Source organism: Intrasporangium calvum DSM 43043 (assembly GCF_000184685.1).
GTDB lineage: Bacteria > Actinomycetota > Actinomycetes > Actinomycetales > Dermatophilaceae > Intrasporangium > Intrasporangium calvum.
Genome location: NC_014830.1, coordinates 3,235,805 through 3,251,553 on the forward strand (window position 1 = coordinate 3,235,805; position 15,749 = coordinate 3,251,553).

14 protein-coding genes are annotated in these 15,749 nt (G+C 69.6%); 4 read left to right on the top strand and 10 right to left on the bottom strand.

Annotation, left to right across the window (positions count from 1 at the left end):
• Window positions 1-16 precede the first annotated feature (16 nt).
• Complete coding sequence (locus tag INTCA_RS14745) at window positions 17-1,336, bottom strand: sugar ABC transporter substrate-binding protein (RefSeq protein ID WP_013493722.1); 1,320 nt, start codon at window positions 1,334-1,336, stop codon at window positions 17-19.
• 265 nt (window positions 1,337-1,601) lie between these two features.
• On the opposite strand from INTCA_RS14745, the gene INTCA_RS14750 reads away from it, so the two are divergent.
• Window positions 1,602-2,705 (top strand): ABC transporter ATP-binding protein, encoded by a 1,104-nt coding sequence (locus INTCA_RS14750; RefSeq protein WP_013493723.1) that lies wholly within the window; start codon window positions 1,602-1,604, stop codon window positions 2,703-2,705.
• A 160-nt stretch (window positions 2,706-2,865) separates the two neighbouring features.
• On the opposite strand, the gene INTCA_RS14755 is transcribed toward INTCA_RS14750, so the two are convergent.
• Window positions 2,866-3,819 carry a hypothetical protein gene (locus INTCA_RS14755; RefSeq protein WP_013493724.1) on the bottom strand — a complete coding sequence of 318 codons (954 nt, stop codon included), beginning with the start codon at window positions 3,817-3,819 and terminating at the stop codon, window positions 2,866-2,868.
• Between the two features lie 230 nt (window positions 3,820-4,049).
• Here INTCA_RS14755 and INTCA_RS14760 point away from each other — a divergent pair, with 230 nt between their 5' ends.
• The gene (locus INTCA_RS14760; RefSeq protein WP_013493725.1) at window positions 4,050-5,294 is read left to right on the top strand and encodes a DUF4032 domain-containing protein; all 1,245 of its coding nucleotides are present in this window, start codon (window positions 4,050-4,052) and stop codon (window positions 5,292-5,294) included.
• A gap of 4 nt (window positions 5,295-5,298) precedes the next feature.
• Here the strand turns inward: INTCA_RS14760 and INTCA_RS14765 are convergent, their stop codons facing one another.
• The 4 genes from INTCA_RS14765 to cysS form a co-directional block, all read right to left on the bottom strand.
• Window positions 5,299-5,802 (bottom strand): vitamin K epoxide reductase family protein, encoded by a 504-nt coding sequence (locus tag INTCA_RS14765; protein WP_013493726.1) that lies wholly within the window; start codon window positions 5,800-5,802, stop codon window positions 5,299-5,301.
• A complete protein-coding gene (locus tag INTCA_RS14770; protein ID WP_041307794.1) occupies window positions 5,802-6,671 on the bottom strand; it encodes a DUF929 family protein in 870 nt (289 codons plus the stop codon). The genes INTCA_RS14765 and INTCA_RS14770 overlap by 1 nt, the downstream gene beginning before the upstream one ends.
• 155 nt (window positions 6,672-6,826) lie before the next feature.
• A complete protein-coding gene (gene rlmB, locus INTCA_RS14775; RefSeq protein WP_013493728.1) occupies window positions 6,827-7,789 on the bottom strand; it encodes a 23S rRNA (guanosine(2251)-2'-O)-methyltransferase RlmB in 963 nt (320 codons plus the stop codon).
• Between the two features lies 1 nt (window position 7,790).
• Complete coding sequence (gene cysS, locus INTCA_RS14780; RefSeq protein WP_013493729.1) at window positions 7,791-9,269, bottom strand: cysteine--tRNA ligase; 1,479 nt, start codon at window positions 9,267-9,269, stop codon at window positions 7,791-7,793.
• A gap of 182 nt (window positions 9,270-9,451) precedes the next feature.
• Between cysS and INTCA_RS14785 the strand changes: the two genes are divergently transcribed.
• Window positions 9,452-12,286, top strand: coding sequence for an immune inhibitor A domain-containing protein (locus tag INTCA_RS14785; RefSeq protein WP_013493730.1), 2,835 nt, complete (start codon window positions 9,452-9,454; stop codon window positions 12,284-12,286).
• Window positions 12,287-12,430: 144 nt separating this feature from the next.
• Here INTCA_RS14785 and ispF read toward each other — a convergent pair whose 3' ends face one another.
• From ispF to INTCA_RS14805, 4 genes are read right to left on the bottom strand one after another with little or no spacing between them, the layout of a single operon-like run.
• Complete coding sequence (gene ispF / locus INTCA_RS14790) at window positions 12,431-12,919, bottom strand: 2-C-methyl-D-erythritol 2,4-cyclodiphosphate synthase (RefSeq protein ID WP_013493731.1); 489 nt, start codon at window positions 12,917-12,919, stop codon at window positions 12,431-12,433.
• A 1-nt stretch (window position 12,920) separates the two neighbouring features.
• A complete protein-coding gene (locus INTCA_RS14795) occupies window positions 12,921-13,715 on the bottom strand; it encodes an SDR family NAD(P)-dependent oxidoreductase (RefSeq protein ID WP_013493732.1) in 795 nt (264 codons plus the stop codon).
• On the bottom strand, window positions 13,712-14,434 hold the full coding sequence (ispD, locus tag INTCA_RS14800; RefSeq protein WP_013493733.1) for a 2-C-methyl-D-erythritol 4-phosphate cytidylyltransferase: 723 nt from the start codon (window positions 14,432-14,434) through the stop codon (window positions 13,712-13,714). Before ispD ends, INTCA_RS14795 begins: the two co-directional genes overlap by 4 nt.
• Window positions 14,434-14,916 (bottom strand): CarD family transcriptional regulator, encoded by a 483-nt coding sequence (locus INTCA_RS14805; protein ID WP_013493734.1) that lies wholly within the window; start codon window positions 14,914-14,916, stop codon window positions 14,434-14,436. The genes ispD and INTCA_RS14805 overlap by 1 nt, the downstream gene beginning before the upstream one ends.
• A 219-nt stretch (window positions 14,917-15,135) precedes the next feature.
• Here INTCA_RS14805 and INTCA_RS14810 point away from each other — a divergent pair, with 219 nt between their 5' ends.
• The gene (locus INTCA_RS14810) at window positions 15,136-15,747 is read left to right on the top strand and encodes a hypothetical protein (protein ID WP_013493735.1); all 612 of its coding nucleotides are present in this window, start codon (window positions 15,136-15,138) and stop codon (window positions 15,745-15,747) included.
• Window positions 15,748-15,749 lie beyond the last annotated feature (2 nt).

A 15,749-nucleotide genomic window follows, 5' to 3' on the forward strand; every position in this document is an offset into this window, starting at 1 on the left:
TTCAGATCAAGGGAGCTCAGCCCTTGGCGATGTTCGCCGCAATTTCCTTGGCGGCCGCGTCAAGACGCGTCTTCGGGTCGGACTTGCCGGAGATGATGTCGGCGGTCGCCTGGCCGAAGGGGCCCCAGACCGAGTTCATCGCCGGGATGTTCGGCATCGGGAGACCGTCGGCACCGGCCTCGTACCAGGCCTTGACGTCGGGGTCGCTCGCGGCCACCTCGTCGTAGGCCTCCTTGAGGGCCGGCGGGCGCTTGCCGACCTCGAAGAGGGCCAGCTGGACCTCCTTGCGCGGGATGTAGTTCGTGACGAACTCCTGCGCGAGCGTCGCGTTCTTCGCCTTGCTGGACACGTAGAACATCTGCACACCGAGGAACGGCTTCATCGCGCCGCCGCCGGTGAGGCTGGGGAGCGGGGCGATGCCGTAGTTGACGCCGGCGTCCTTGGCCTTGGCGACGCTCCACGGGCCGCTGATCATGAACGGAGCGGCCTTCGTGTCGAAGAGCGCGTCCTGGTTCGTGTCGTCGACGTTGGTGGAGAGGATCTTCTTCTTGCCGAGAGCGGCGAGGACCTCACCACCCTTGATGGAGCCGGGGCTGTTCACGAGGAGCTTGTTGGGGTCGTAGTCGCCGTTGTCCTTCACGGCGAAGATGCCGCCGTCGGGGAAGGCCGACAGGTACGGGTAGGCGAAGTAGGCGTTGCCCGTCTTGGAGACGAACTGCGACAGGACCTGCTTGGCCTTGCCCTCCTTGACGAGCTTCTCACCGGTCGCGACGAGCTCGTCCATGGTCTTGGGCGGGTTCGGGACGAGGTCCTTGTTGTACATCAGGCCGATGTTCTCGACGGCGTAGGGAACGCCGTAGGCCTGGCCGTTGAACTTCGTCGCGGCGATGGCGTTCGGCAGGAACTTCGACGCGACGTCGGCCGAGAGGTTGATCGGGGCGACGGTGGAGTTCTGGACGAGCTCGCCGAGCCAGTCGTGGGCACCGACGATGACGTCGGGGCCCTTGCCGACCTTGGTGGCGTCCTTGAACTGGGCGCGGGTGTCGGTCGAGATCTGGACCTTGACGGTCACACCGTTCTCCGCGGCGAACTCGTCGGCGTACTTCTGGACCGGCTTGGAGCGGTCGGGGTCGGTCCAGATGACGAGGTCGACGTTGGCGTCACGGACCGGCGCAGCGGTGCCGGTCGGCGTCTCGGGCTCACCCGTCGTGGTCGCAGCGCTCGAGGTGCCGGGAGTGGGGTTGGACGGGGCGGCGGGCTCGGACCCACCACAGGCGCTGAGGGCCAGGGCGGCAACACCCGTGACGGCAACAGCGCCGAACGCACGCTTGTGCATGGACTCTCCTTTGAAGCCGGGTGGCACACGCCGCCACCGGTACTCCGGACCATAGCAAGATTTTTCAGACTTGTGGCAGTACTTGCTGCAAATTTTTGCAACTGGGGAGAGGCCCCATCCGACCCCGACGACCTTCGGACGTGGGGCGACGGGTGGACCGAGCCCAGCGGCATACGACATGATTCAGGTGCCCCCACCAACCGCGGGGACCTTTACAACGGATCGTCCGGCACGTTCCTGCCGGTGAAGGAGAGGCAAAGAAGCCATGGCAACAGTGACGTTCGACAACGCGACGCGGCAGTACCCGGGCAACCCGAGGCCGTCCGTCGACAAGCTCAACATCGAGATCGCGGACGGCGAGTTCCTCGTCCTCGTCGGCCCCTCGGGCTGCGGGAAGTCCACCTCCCTGCGCATGCTCGCCGGCCTCGAGGAGGTCAACGGTGGGCGCATCCTCATCGGCGACCGCGACGTGACGAACCTGTCCCCCAAGGACCGCGACGTCGCGATGGTCTTCCAGAACTACGCGCTCTACCCGCACATGTCGGTGGCCGACAACATGGGCTTCGCCCTCAAGATCGCCGGCGTCGACAAGTCGGAGATCCGCAAGCGCGTCGAGGAGGCCGCCAAGATCCTCGACCTCAGCGAGTACCTCGAGCGCAAGCCGAAGGCCCTCTCCGGTGGCCAGCGCCAGCGCGTCGCCATGGGCCGCGCGATCGTCCGCTCCCCCCAGGTCTTCCTCATGGACGAGCCCCTGTCCAACCTCGACGCCAAGCTCCGCGTCCAGACGCGTACGCAGATCGCGTCCCTCCAGCGCCGCCTCGGCGTCACGACCGTCTACGTCACCCACGACCAGGTCGAGGCCATGACCATGGGCGACCGGGTCGCGGTCCTCAAGGACGGCCTCCTCCAGCAGTGCGACACGCCCCGACGGATGTACGACCACCCGATCAACGTCTTCGTCGCCGGCTTCATCGGCTCCCCCGCGATGAACCTCCTCGACGCCCCGATCGTCGACGGCGGCGTCGATGTCGGCGGCCACGTCGTCCCCGTCGAGCGTGACCTGCTCACCGGCGCGGGCTCCCACGTCACCCTCGGAGTCCGCCCCGAGGACCTCGAGCCCGCCGAGGACGGCAGCGGCATCCCGGTGACCGTCGACGTCGTCGAGGAGCTCGGCGCCGACGCCTACATCTACGGGTCCGCCAAGGCCAAGCAGGTCGAGTCGACGGGCGAGGAGGCCAAGGACGCGCCGTTCATCGCCCGCGTCGATGGCCGGCGCCCCCCGGAGAAGGGCGAGCAGGTCTACCTGCGGCCCAAGACCGGTCACGTCCACCTCTTCAACGCGGAGACGGGCGAGCGCATCGGCGACTGACGTCGCAGACGTTCCGGAGGGCTGGCGCCGTCAGGGCGGTGCCAGCCCTCCCGCATCGAAAGAGCACTTCGTCCCCGATCGAAAGAGCAGTTCGTCCCTTCAGCCGTATGCCGCTGGGCTCACTCCGCATCGAAAGAGCAGTTCGTGCCCGGCTTGGTCCTCAGCCACCGTGGTGGCGCAACCGGCGTGCACGCAGTTCCGCGAGCTGAAGCATTCGGGTGCTGAAGAACCGCGGGTGGATCTCACTCAGGTGCAGGGACTCGACCGGACGGTCGAGGAGGTCCGCCATCCGCAGAACCAGCCGCGATCGCGCCTCGTCGCTGTTGACGTCATCGTTCCACGTGGCGACCACCGTCCAGCAGTCCTCTTCGAAGCCAGCGAACCGCACCGCGTCGAGGGCCCGCTGGTCCTCGCTGTCGTGGAACTCGCGGCCCTGGTACTCCAGGAGCACCCGCTGCTCCGGCCACCGCATGTCCGGACGACCGAGCCACCTGCCCGTGCTGGAGCAGATCGGGACGTTGAGCTCAGGTTCCGGGAGGCCAGCTCGACTGAGCACCAAGCGAGTTCGCGTCTCACCTGCTGACTCCGAGCCAACCCGGATCCACTCGAGCGCCTCCAAGAGGGTCAGCTTGCCCCGTGGTCGCACCCTCGCCGCCAAGGCCTCGTGCAGCGGGTCCACGGAGCCGAGCGTCGTTGCCACCGCGTCCCCCAGGACCACGAGGTCGTCGAGGCCGAAGGGGACACCGGGCCTGATGAGCTCCCCGAAATCGACCCAGGTGTCCGCCAACCCGACCACGGCAAGACCGTGCAGGCCGACGACGTCTCGCTCGAGCAGTCCGCGGTGTCCGACGACGTTCTCGCGCCTGACGGCTCCGTCTCGTGCATCCCGCATGACGTGCAACCGTCGGTCGTCGTCCAGGGCACGCGGTAACGGGAGGCCGTGCAGACGTGCCGCTGTCACGTGTGAGAACGCATGGCACTCCAGCACCAGCGAGGCGGCGGCGCACCTGGCGTGGAGCGACTCCGCCGGTTGCACGGTCCGGACTCCCCGGAGCGGTGACTCGAGGTCCAAGGCGTAGACCTGGCGTCGGGTCAGTCCCCACACGGTTGCCATGTCGGGGGTGAACGGTCGATGTCTCAGGGGTCGTGGCAGGCTCACAGGCACGCACTCGATCGTGCCGGAGAAGGCCCGTCCGCTGCGGGGCAGGAGAGCCCGCTGTGGACAGAGTGCTCTTTCGATCGCCTGCGAGCCCAGCGGCATACGGCAGAGTCAGGGACGAACTGCTCCTTCGATCGGGGACGGACGAACTGCTCTTTCGATGGGCAGCGTGCCACGATGGGGCGGTGAGCCTCGCGATCACCACGGCCCGGCCGGAGTCGGCACTGCTCGACCTGCCCTGGTCCACCCCGTTGGAGGACTGGCCCGAATCCGTGCTGGCCGCGCTGCCTCGCGGGATCTCACGGCACGTCGTGCGTTTCGTCCGGCTCGGCAGCCGCGTCCTGGCCGTCAAGGAGATCAAGTCCGAGCTGGCGGACCGCGAGTACGTCATGCTGCGCAACCTGCGGCGCCTCGACGTGCCCTCGGTCGAGCCCTTCGGCGTCGTCCACGGCCGGGTCGCCGCGGACGGCACCCCCCTCGACTCGTGCCTCGTCACCCGCCACCTGCAGTACTCGCTGCCCTATCGGGCGCTGTACAGCCAGTCGCTGCGGCCCGACACCGCGGTGCGCCTCATGGACGCGCTGGCCCTGCTCCTCGTCCGGCTCCACCTCGAGGGCTTCTGGTGGGGCGACGTCTCGCTGTCCAACACCCTGTTCCGACGGGACGCCGGAGCGTTCGCGGCCTACCTCGTCGACGCCGAGACCGGCGAGCTGCACCAGCACCTCAGCGACGGCCAGCGACAGCACGACCTCGACATCGCCCAGGTCAACATCGCGGGCGAGCTGATGGACCTGGAGGCCGGCGGCTTCCTCGAGGAGCAGGCCGACCCGTTCGAGGTCGCCAGCTCGGTCATCGAGCGCTACCACTCGCTGTGGGAGGCGCTGACGGGGACCCAGCGGTTCGAGGCCGGTGACCGGTGGCGGGTGGACGAGCGGATCCGGCAGCTCAACGAACTCGGCTTCGACGTCGACGAGCTGTCGATCACGACCGACATCGGCGGCACCCAGATCCAGATCACCCCGAAGGTCGTGGACGCCGGGCACCACTCACGACGGCTGCTGCGCCTCACCGGCCTCGATGTCGGCGAGAACCAGGCCCGCCGGCTCCTCAACGACCTCGACGCGTACGCCGCGGCCACGGACCGGCAGGGCGACGACGAGGAGATCGTGGCCCACGAGTGGCTGGCGAAGGTGTACGAGCCGGTCACCCGGGCGGTGCCGCGGGAGCTCACCGGACGGCTCGAGCCGGCCGAGATCTTCCACGAGGTGCTCGAGCACCGGTGGTATCTCAGCGAGCGCGCCGGCCACGACATGCCCATCGAGGAAGCCCTGGCCGACTACGTCGCCACGGTCCTGCCCGGCAAGCCGATCGAGAAGTCGGTCGTCGGCGTGGACACCGTGGAGATGCCCGTCATCGCCTGGGACGACTGACGCGCTACCGCTTCGCCGAGCGCGGCGCCGCGTCGGGATCGTCGTCCCGCGCCACCTCCGCTGCCGCGCCGGCGGGGACCGAGAGGATCTGCCCGAAGAGGACGACGATCCACAGCGCGAACGTCGCCACGTGGACGACGGTGCACCACAGGCAGATCGCGTAGATCCGGAAGAGCTCGGCCCACACGAGGTAGAGCGCCATCGCCAGGCCGACCGTGAGCAGCCCGAGCCGAGCCCGGTCGAGCCACGGCTCAGGGCGACGCCACACCGACGGGAGCATGAGCACGGTCACGGCGACGAAGAAGAGCAGGCCCAGCAGAGCCACTGGGACCCCGAGGAACGTCGACCACGCGCTCTCGGTGACCTTGGCGCAGTCGACGACGTCGGTGACCGTGCAGGCGAGAGTCTCGTTGCCCGTGTAGTGCTCGAAGGTCAGGTAGGCCGAGACGAGCAGCCCCACCACCGAGAGGGCGAGCGAGGTGGGGACGAGCCACCGCGGTCGAAGCATCACTTCTGGACCAGGGCCGCCGCTGCCGTGACGCCGGTGCTGGTGCAGACGTTGGCCGGCTGGCCGCCGGTCAGCTGGCACACCTGCGCGGCGATCATGTTGGCGCTCGCGTCGACGGACTTGCCCACGTTGCCGGTGCCGGTCTCCATCTGGGCGACGATCTCGTTCCACCCGTTGTCACCGGTGTGCTCGAGGAACGGCTGGAGCGGGATCCCGGAGCCGGGCAGCTCGTGCGTCCCGTAGAACGTCCACGGGATACCGCCCTCGGGGTTGTACCGCTTGAACAGCGCGTCGACGTCGGCGGGGAGGGTCTGGAGCGGCTTGAACTCCCGGTCCTTGGTCTCCCAGGCATTGAACGTCAGGTAGTCGCTCGTGTAGGTCGACTTGGTGAAGGTGATGGTGGGGATGTTGCCGTCGTTCGTCGCGGAGCGGGTCGGCGCAAGCCCCTCGAAGGAGCCGAAGCGGGACAGCGCGGCGACGATCGCCCACCGTTCGGAGGCGCAGTAGGGGCAGAACTCGGCGCCGACGTAGATCATCCGGGGCTTGCCGTCCGCGGTGAGGACCTGGCCACCTTCGACCTTCTGCGGAATGGCGTTGGCGTCAGCAGGCGCACCTGCGGCGTCGAAGGTCGCGGCGGGGATCGCGGCGAGCTTGGGGATGAACGCGGCGGCCGAGCCTGTCGTCGTGGCGCCCGGATCGCCCGTGCTCTTGTTGTTGGCGATGGCGACGCCGACCGCCACGGCGATGATGACGACGACCACCGCCACGGCGGCCGCGATCATCTGCTTCTGCTGCCGCTCCTTGCGCGCCTGCGCGGCACGCATCTCCGCAGCGCGCGCGGTCACCTCGGCGCGATTGCTCTTCCCCACGGGGCACCCCATCCAGTCTGTTACTACGCGTCGTAGGAGACCCTAACACCCAGCAGGAGCAGTCGCTCAGCGAGCCGGGAGTGCCTCGCACCACAGCGTATGCCGCTGGGCTCGGTCCCCGGAGCAGGCCCCCTCAGGCGCCTCCCGCCCTCCCGTCAACGGCGGCGCTGGCGGGCGATCTCATAGAGCGCGACGCCGGTCGCCAGACCCGCGTTGAGCGACTCGACGGCCGAGCTCATCGGGATGGAGACGATCTGGTCGCACGTCTCGCGGACCAGTCGGGACAGGCCCTTGCCTTCCGAGCCGGTCACGACGACGAGGGGCTCGGCAGCCAGGGTGAGGTCGGGCAGCTGCACGTCGCCGTCCATGTCGAGCCCGAGGACGAAGAAGCCGGCCCGCTTGAAGTCCTCGAGGGCCCGGGTGAGGTTCCCGGCCTTGGCGACCGGGATGCGAGCCGCGGCTCCGGCGGAGGTCTTCCAGGCCGAGGCCGTCATCCCCACGGAGCGGCGCTCGGGGACGACGACCCCGTGCCCACCGAACGCCGCCACCGACCGGACGATCGCGCCGAGGTTGCGAGGGTCGGTGATGCCGTCGAGCGCGACGATCAGGGGGACACCCGGCTGCTCGGGGTCGACGAGGTCACGCGGGTCGGCGTACTCGTACGGAGGCACCTGGAGCGCGAGGCCTTGGTGGACGGCTCCGTCGGTGAGCCGGTCGAGCTCCCCGCGCGGCGCCTCGAGGATGGGCAGTCCGCGCTCGGTGGCGAGCTTGAGTGCCTCCTTGACCCGGTCGTCGGAGTCGATCCGGGTCGCGACGAACATCGTCGACACGGGGATGTCGGCCCGGAGCGCCTCGACGACGGAGTTGCGGCCGGCGACGATCTCGCTCGACCCCTTGGTGCGGCGGGGCCCGCGTGACGGCGCACTCGATCCGCGAGGGCCCACGCTCCCCTTGGCCGCCCCCTTGGCGCGCTGGTGCGCCGGGTGGTACTCGCGGTCGACGGCCTTGGGGGTGGGGCCCTTCCCCTCGAGCCCTCGGCGACGTTGTCCGCCGGAGCCGGCGGCGGGCTTCTTGCCGCCCTTGCGCACTGCGCCGCGGCGCTGGGAGTTACCTGGCATGTCAGCCTTCCTTGCCGGTGCCGCTGGGCGGTCCGGACCCGTTGGTGCGAACGAGCGCCCACTGTGCGCCGGCGGGCGTGTCGGTGATGGCGACACCGACGGCCGCGAGCTCGTCGCGGATCGCATCGGCGCGCGCGAAGTCACGCTCCTGGCGGGCGGACTGACGCTCCTCGAGCCGCGCCCGGACCAGCGCGTCGAGAGCCACCTCGACGGCGGTCGTCGTCGCGTCCTGGGACGTGGCCCAGTTGGGTGCCAGTGGGTTGATGCCGAGCACGTCGGTCATCGCGACCACTCGAACTGCCGCCGCGAGCGCCGCGTCGTCGTCGCCCTCCTCCAGCGCGACGTTGCCGGCCCGAACCGTGTCGTGCACTGCGGCGAGGGCTCCGGAGACGCCGAGGTCGTCGTCCATCGCCTCGACGAACTCGGGCGGGAGGACCGCGCGGGCAGCCGCCGCGTCGGTCGGCGACGTGATCTCGCCGCGGCGCGCGGCGCGCTCGAGGAAGCCCTCGATGCGCTCGACCGCCGCGGCTGCCTCGTCGAGCGAGCCCGAGTGGTACTCGATCGTCGAGCGGTAGTGCGCGGCGGTGAGGTAGTAGCGCAGGACGAGCGGCCGCGTGTGCTCGAGCAGGTGGCGCACCTCGAGGGCGTTGCCGAGCGACTTGCCCATCTTCTCGCCCTTGACGGTGACCCAGGCGTTGTGCAGCCAGTAGCGGGCGAAGCCGAGGCCCGCCGCCCGCGACTGCGCCTGCTCGTTCTCGTGGTGCGGGAAGCGCAGGTCGATGCCGCCGCCGTGGATGTCGAACTCGTCGCCCAGCCAGCGCCGGGCCATGGCCGAGCACTCGAGGTGCCAGCCGGGGCGCCCGGAACCGAACGGCGTGGGCCACGAGGCGCTGAGCGGCTCGTCGGACTTGCGTCCCTTCCACAGCGCGAAGTCGCGCGGGTCGCGCTTGCCGCGGGGGTCGGCGTCCTCGGCCGCGACCATGTCGTCGAGCGACTGGTTCGACAGGGAGCCGTAGTCGGGCCACGACCGGACGTCGAAGTAGACGTCACCGGACCCGTCCGGCGCGGCGTAGGCGTGGCCCTTCTCGATGAGGGTCTCCATCAGGGCGACCATGTCGGGCACGTGGCCCGTCGCGCGCGGCTCGTACGTGGCCGGCTTGACGCCCAGCGCGTCGAGGGCATCCGTCGTCAGGCGCTCGTTGCGGTAGGTCAGCGCGAACCAGTCCTCGCCGGCGTCGGCCGCCTTGCGCAGCACCTTGTCGTCGATGTCGGTGACGTTGCGGATCAGGGTCACGTGGTAGTCGTGGGCCGTCTCGAGCCAGCGCCGCAGGACGTCGAACGCGACGGCGAAGCGGATGTGGCCGATGTGCGGCGCGCCCTGGGTGGTGAGCCCACAGATGTACATGCCGACCTTGCCGCTCTCGCGCGGGACGAATGCGCGCAGCTCACGGGTGGCGGTGTCGAACAGATGGAGACTCACTCGCGTGAGTCTATCGGCGCGGACCGGCTCCTCCGTTCCGACCGAGCTCGGGGCGGCAGCCCCCAACTGCCGGGTGTCTAGCGCACCGTTCAGGCGCTTCATCGGGCAGGATCACGAGCGGGTTGTGTGATTCAGCCCACTCGTCGACGTCTGGGGAGGCGTCGGAATCCAAGGGAGAGCTCATGAGGAACAGCACGATCGCGCGCCATCGCCGACGCGCCGTCGCTGTCGTCCCCGTCATCGCACTCGCAGCCGCTGGTCTGGCTGCGACATCGATGTCCGGGGCTGCGACTGCGGCACCCGCCGACGCGCCCACCGGCGCGCCGGAGTCAAGCGGCTACTACATCAACTACGCCGCGCCGCAGGTCGAGCGTGCCTACGCCAACGACAAGGTCATCGGGACGCTGGGCAAGGGCAAGAAGGTCGATGTCCAGGACGTCATTGCTCGCGGTGAGGCGTTCGACCGGAAGCACGCGCAGGGCAACCCGGTCACGGCCCATGAGCTGGCCAAGCTCGAGGCCAAGGCGATCAAGACCGGCAAGAGCCCGAAGCAGATCAAGAACAAGGAGTACAAGAACGCCGAGTCGAGGCAGGAGGCCAAGCTCCTGACGATCCTCGTCGAGTTCAACGAGAACGCCGACGACGACTTCTCCGACCTCTATGTGCCCGAGTACTGGGGCGCCACCACCTGCAAGTTGGGCGAGGTGGTCAACGGGCCGCTGCACAACAACATCCCGAACCCGGCTGACCCGACGAAGGCCGAGGACAACAACTCGTTCTGGGTCGAGGACTTCTCCTCCGAGCACTTCGACAAGATGCTCTTCACCGACGAGGGCATCACCGAACGCGTCCGTCCGGACCTCACGGGTCCCGACGGCGAGCCCGGCATCGACATCTCCGGCTACACGATGAAGGCGATGTACGAGGAGATGTCCAAGGGCGCCTACACCGTGAGCGGTGAGGCGACCCCGTGGATCGAGGTCGACCACTCCGAGGGCTGGTACGGCGCGACCCGCTGCTCCGAGAACGACGAGGGCGAGTGGGAGGCAGGCGCCTACCAGGGCATGCAGGGCCACCCGGACAACCCCATCGGGCCCGGACAGCTGCCGATCGACGCCGTCAACAAGCTCGCCGAGATGGACCCCGATTTCCCGTGGGCCGACTACGACATCGAGGACCAGGGCGACATCGACGGCGACGGCAACTACGACGAGCCCGACGGCGTCATCGACCACGTCGTGCTCGTCCACGCCGGGGCCGACAAGTCCGGCGGCGGCGGCGCGGAGGGCACCTACGCCATCTGGGCCCACTCGTCGGCCGTCGCCGGCGGCGCCCCGATCCCCGGCACGGACCTGAAGCTGTCGAACTACATCGTGCAGCCTGAGGACTCCGGAGTCGGCGTCTTCGCGCACGAGTACGGCCACGACCTCGGCCTGCCCGACCTGTACGACACCGGCAGCGGCGGCGACTCCGACGTCGACTTCTGGGACCTGATGAGCTCTGGCTCGCACTCGGGCCCGATCTTCCAGTCGATGCCGACCCACATGGGCCTCTGGGACAAGTGGGTCCTCGGCTGGGCCGACCCGATCCAGATGAACCCCGGGGACGACGCGAAGTCGGTCGTCGTCGGCCAGAACTCCCGCCCGCTCAAGGGCACGGCCGACGGCGTCAAGATCAACCTGCCGACCAAGGTCGTCACCCTCGCAACGCCGCACAGCGGCGACAACATGTGGTGGAGCAACAACGACCAGGACTGGGCCAGGAACACCCTGACCCGGACCGTCGACGTCCCGGACGCCACTGACGCCAAGTTCTGGATGTGGAACGACTACGTCATCGAGGAGGACTGGGACTACGGCTTCGTCGAGGTCTCGACCGACGGCGGCTCCACGTGGACCGAGCAGAAGGTCTACGACGAGGCCGGCGTGGCTCTCACGACCGCTGACGGCTACTCCGACCCGAACGGTCGCATGGCCGACTACGGCGGCAAGAAGTACGGCCTGACCGGCCACACGGACGGCTGGGAGCACCACTACATCGACCTGTCCGGCTTCGCTGGACAGACGGTGCAGGTGCGCCTGCTGATCGCCACGGACGCGGCCTTCCTGGAGCGCGGCTGGTTCGCCGACGACTTCTCGGTCACCGGCGCAGGTGCGACCACGTGGTCCGACGATGTCGAGAGCGGCCTGGGCGAATGGACGGCGGCCACCAGCACCTTCGTTTCCGGTTCGCCGCTCGGCGCCGGATGGGTCATCGACCCGGGCACCAGCTCACGGGCGCAGTACTACCTCGTCGAGTGGCGCAACTTCGACGGCTTCGACGAGGGCCTGAAGTACGCTTACGACACGACGTACAACGACGCCGACGGCCAGTGGAAGGTCGAGAAGATCAAGTACAACGCGCCCGGTGCCCTCGTCTGGTATCGCGACACGTCGTACGGCAACGCCAACCACGTGCTCAACAACCTCACCGCGCTGCCGAGTGGTGGGGCCAAGGGCGGACTGCTCATCGTGGACAGCCACTACGACCCGCTCCGTCGTTCCGGCGCGAACGGCGCTGCGGACCCGTCGACGCTGAAGAACCTGCCGTCGCGGCCGCAGTCCTCGAACGCCGCGTTCGGCCTCCGGCCGACGTACCCGTTCAAGGAGTGCCAGCTCGACGCGAACGGCGCCGAGGTGTGCAACACCTTCGGCCCGCAGGCGTCGGTGAAGACCTTCACCGACGACAAGGGCTGGGTCCCGGGTCTGGAGTTCCGGGCCGGCGTCGGGTTCTTCTGGCGTGATGCCGATGCGTCCGTCGTCGTCCCGTCGTACGAGAACACGCCGTACACCACCCGAATCGTCGACGCTGACGGCAAGCCCGTGACCGATCTGTACGGTGCCGACTTCGGGTTCACCGTGGCGGGCACCGGCAACCCGGCTGACTCCGACGCGGGCTACGGCACGTTCGTCACCGTCGCCAAGCAGCTATTCGGAAACCGGGCCGCCCAGATCAAGATCACGCCGCCCACCCCGTGAGCGACTGATCGACCGGCACGACGAGAGGGCCCGCCCCGCGAGGGGCGGGCCCTCTCGCCATCCCCCCCATCGAAAGAGCACTTTCTCCCCGTCCACGACCCACCCCACCTCGGGCATGAGGGGAGAAAGTGCTCTTTCGATGCGTCAGGGGCGGTAGATCACGAGGGCGGTGGCGATGGCGGCGATCCCCTCGCTGCGCCCCGTCAGCCCGAGCCCGTCGGTCGTCGTTCCGCTCACGGACACGGGCGCACCGACCGCCTTGGTGAGCAGGCGCTGGGCCTCGTCGCGGCGGCTGCCGATCTTGGGGCGGTTTCCGACGACCTGCACCGCGACGTTGCCGATGGTGAAACCCGCGAGGCGCACCAGCCGGACCGCCTCGGCCAGCAGGGTCACTCCGGGGGCTCCGGCGAGCTCGGGCCGGTCGGTCCCGAAGTGAGCACCGAGGTCGCCGATCCCGGCGGCGGAGAAGAGGGAATCACAGGCGGCGTGCGCCACGACGTCGGCGTCCGAGTGGCCCTCGAGCCCGCGCTCCCCGGGCCAGAGGAGCCCGGCGACCCACAGCTGCCGGTCCGATCCCTCGGGGGCGAACGCGTGGACGTCGACCCCGATGCCGACTCTGGGCAGTCCGCTCACCTCACGCCTCGGACTTCCAGTCGATGGGTGACCGGTGGATCTTGTGCGGCGCAGCCTGCGCGACCGGCTTCACGGTCAGGACGTCGATGTTGACGTGTTGCGGGAGCCCCACGACGAACGCGACGCACTCGGCGACGTCCTCGGCGACGAGCGGCCGGTCGACGCCCGCGTAGACCTTGTCGGCCGCAGCCTGGTCGCCGTGGAGCCGGGTCAACGAGAACCCCTCGGTGTGGACCATCCCGGGTCGGAGGTCGGTGACCCGGATGTGCTCGCCGTTGAGCTCGAGCCGCAGTGTCTCCGAGATGACCGACGTCCCGTGCTTGGCCGCTGTGTAGCCGCCCCCGCCCTCGTAGACCAGCTCACCGGCGATGGAGCTGACGTTGACGATCGTCGCCCGCGGGGACCGCCGGAGCAACGGCAGGACCGCTTGGGTCACCCGGACCGTGCCGAGGACGTTCGAGTCGTACATCTCGCGCCACTCGTTGAGATCGCCGTCCTCCACCCGGCTGACCCCGAGCGCGCCACCGGCGTTGTTGACCAGGACGTCACACCGGTCGAGGGCCGAGACCGCCTCCCGGACCGAGTCGTCGGACGTGACGTCCATGACCGCCACCGACGCGGAGCCGGGATGATCCACGTTGATCGACGTCGCCGTCTCCTCCAGGCGCTCGCGGCGACGGCCGGCAATGACGACGTGGAAACCCTCGGCGGCCAGGCGGCGGGCCGTCGCCGCGCCGATCCCGGTGCCCCCTCCGGTGATGAGGGCGGTGGCCGGTGCGTTCTCGTCAGCGCTCACCCTGCGAGGATACGGGCCGCCGTCTCGAGGTCGCCGGGGGTCGTCACCTTGAACGCGAGCGGGTCCCCCGCGACGACGACGACCGTCTCGCCGAGCCGCTCGACGAGCCCCGCGTCGTCGGTCGCGTCGCTCGAGGCTGCGTGAGCCCGCTCGAGGACGTCCCGACGAAAGCCCTGGGGGGTCTGGACCGCGCGCAACCGGGCCCGATCAGGAGTGCCGACCACTCGCCCGGTCGCGTCCACCTCCTTGATCGTGTCGACGACCGCGACCCCGGGGACGGCCGCAGCGGCACCCTCGCGCACGGCCGCGACCACGCGGTCGAACACCGTGGACGGCGCCAGGCAGCGGGCGGCGTCATGGACGAGGACGATCGAGACCGCCGGGGAGAGCGCCGCGAGCCCGGCCGCGACCGAGTCGCCCCGCTCAGCCCCCCCGGGGACCACCCCGATGGTCCTTCGAGTGGCGGCGGCGGGCGCGGACGCGGCGCTCGGCTGGGAGCGAGCCCAGCGGCATACGGCTGCTGCTTCGTCGGTCCATCCGGGGGGCGCCACGACGACGACCTCGGCCACCCCGGGGGACGACAAGGCCCCTCGCAGGGCGTGCCCCAGGAGGGACACCCCCGCGAGGGGCACGAAAGCCTTGGGCACGTCAGCGCCCAGACGACGACCAGAACCAGCGGCGACGACGATGAGTCCGACCGCCGCCGACTCGGGCAGCATCAGGAGGCGAGAACCTCGTCGAGGATCGACTCCGCCTTGTCCTCGTCCGTCTTCTCGGCGAGCGCGAGCTCGGACACGAGGATCTGGCGGGCCTTGGCGAGCATCCGCTTCTCACCAGCGGACAGTCCACGGTCCTGGTCGCGGCGCCACAGGTCACGAACGACCTCGGCCACCTTGATCACATCACCCGAGGCGAGCTTCTCGAGGTTGGCCTTGTAGCGGCGGGACCAGTTGGTCGGCTCCTCGGTGTGCGGGGCCCGGAGGACCTCGAAGACCCGGTCGAGACCTTCCTGGCCGACGACGTCGCGGACACCCACGAGGTCGCAGTTCTCCGCAGGGACTTCGATCGTCAGGTCACCTTGGGCTACCTTGAGCTTGAGGTAGAGCTTGTCCTCTCCCTTGATCGTGCGTGTGTTGATCTCTTCGATCAGTGCCGCCCCATGGTGGGGGTACACGACCGTCTCGCCGACCTTGAAAACCATGTGCTGTTTTCCCCTTTCGCGACCTACAGATTATCACGGAACGGCGACAGCGGCGATCTCGCGCCAGCGCATCTGCGCAGGTCAGAGGCTTGGACGTGGCTTCTTTGCCACATGTTCACGTCTTGACAACCACGCCGTCGCCGTGCTCCGTCCCGGTCGTCGAGCCCGGCCACGTCGGGTCCTCCCCTCCCCCGGCCCGCCCGCCGGTAGGCTGTCGACGTGATCCGCCGACTCCTCGTCCAGACCTCCGCGCCCGCCCCGCACGCCCGCCGCGTCGCGGCCGCCCTCGGTGGGCTCGCCGTCGCCGCCCTGGCGAGCGGCTGCATGGTGGCCAACCCCGTCCAGACCGACGTCCCCTACGAGCCGGCGGACGGCGTGTCCGCCGACGTGGGCGACCTCGCGATCCGCGACCTCCTCGTCGTCGGCAGCGGCGAGGGCACGGCGGTCGTCTCCGGAGCCGCCTTCAACGGTGGCATCGAGCCCGTGACGTTGCGGGTCACCCCCCAGGGCGCCGCTTCCGGCACCGGCTCCGAGATCGAGGTGGCCCCCCGCCAGCAGCTCAACCTGGCCACCAAGGGCCTCCACTTCGACGGCGTCGACGCCAAGCCGGGCAGCATCGTCTCCCTGTCCATCACGACCCGGCCCGGTGGCACGACGATCGTCAGCGTCCCCGTCGTCACCGCGTCCGGGCCCTACGCGACCCTGACCGCCCCGCCGGCGCCCACCCCGGCGCCCACCACGCCGACGACCGAGCCGACCGAGCCGACCGCGCAGCCCACGACCTCGGCCACGGGGACGCCGACCGAGACGCCGTCGGCGACGACCAGCTGAGC

Coding starts and splice junctions, on each gene's coding strand:
- INTCA_RS14785 (WP_013493730.1), top strand. CDS start 9,452: ATGAGGAACAGCACGATCGCGCGCCATCGCCGACGCGCCGTCGCTGTC.
- ispD (WP_013493733.1), bottom strand. CDS start 14,434: ATGCTGCCCGAGTCGGCGGCGGTCGGACTCATCGTCGTCGCCGCTGGT.
- INTCA_RS14745 (WP_013493722.1), bottom strand. CDS start 1,336: ATGCACAAGCGTGCGTTCGGCGCTGTTGCCGTCACGGGTGTTGCCGCC.
- rlmB (WP_013493728.1), bottom strand. CDS start 7,789: ATGCCAGGTAACTCCCAGCGCCGCGGCGCAGTGCGCAAGGGCGGCAAG.
- INTCA_RS14805 (WP_013493734.1), bottom strand. CDS start 14,916: ATGGTTTTCAAGGTCGGCGAGACGGTCGTGTACCCCCACCATGGGGCG.
- INTCA_RS14750 (WP_013493723.1), top strand. CDS start 1,602: ATGGCAACAGTGACGTTCGACAACGCGACGCGGCAGTACCCGGGCAAC.
- INTCA_RS14755 (WP_013493724.1), bottom strand. CDS start 3,819: ATGGCAACCGTGTGGGGACTGACCCGACGCCAGGTCTACGCCTTGGAC.
- INTCA_RS14765 (WP_013493726.1), bottom strand. CDS start 5,802: ATGCTTCGACCGCGGTGGCTCGTCCCCACCTCGCTCGCCCTCTCGGTG.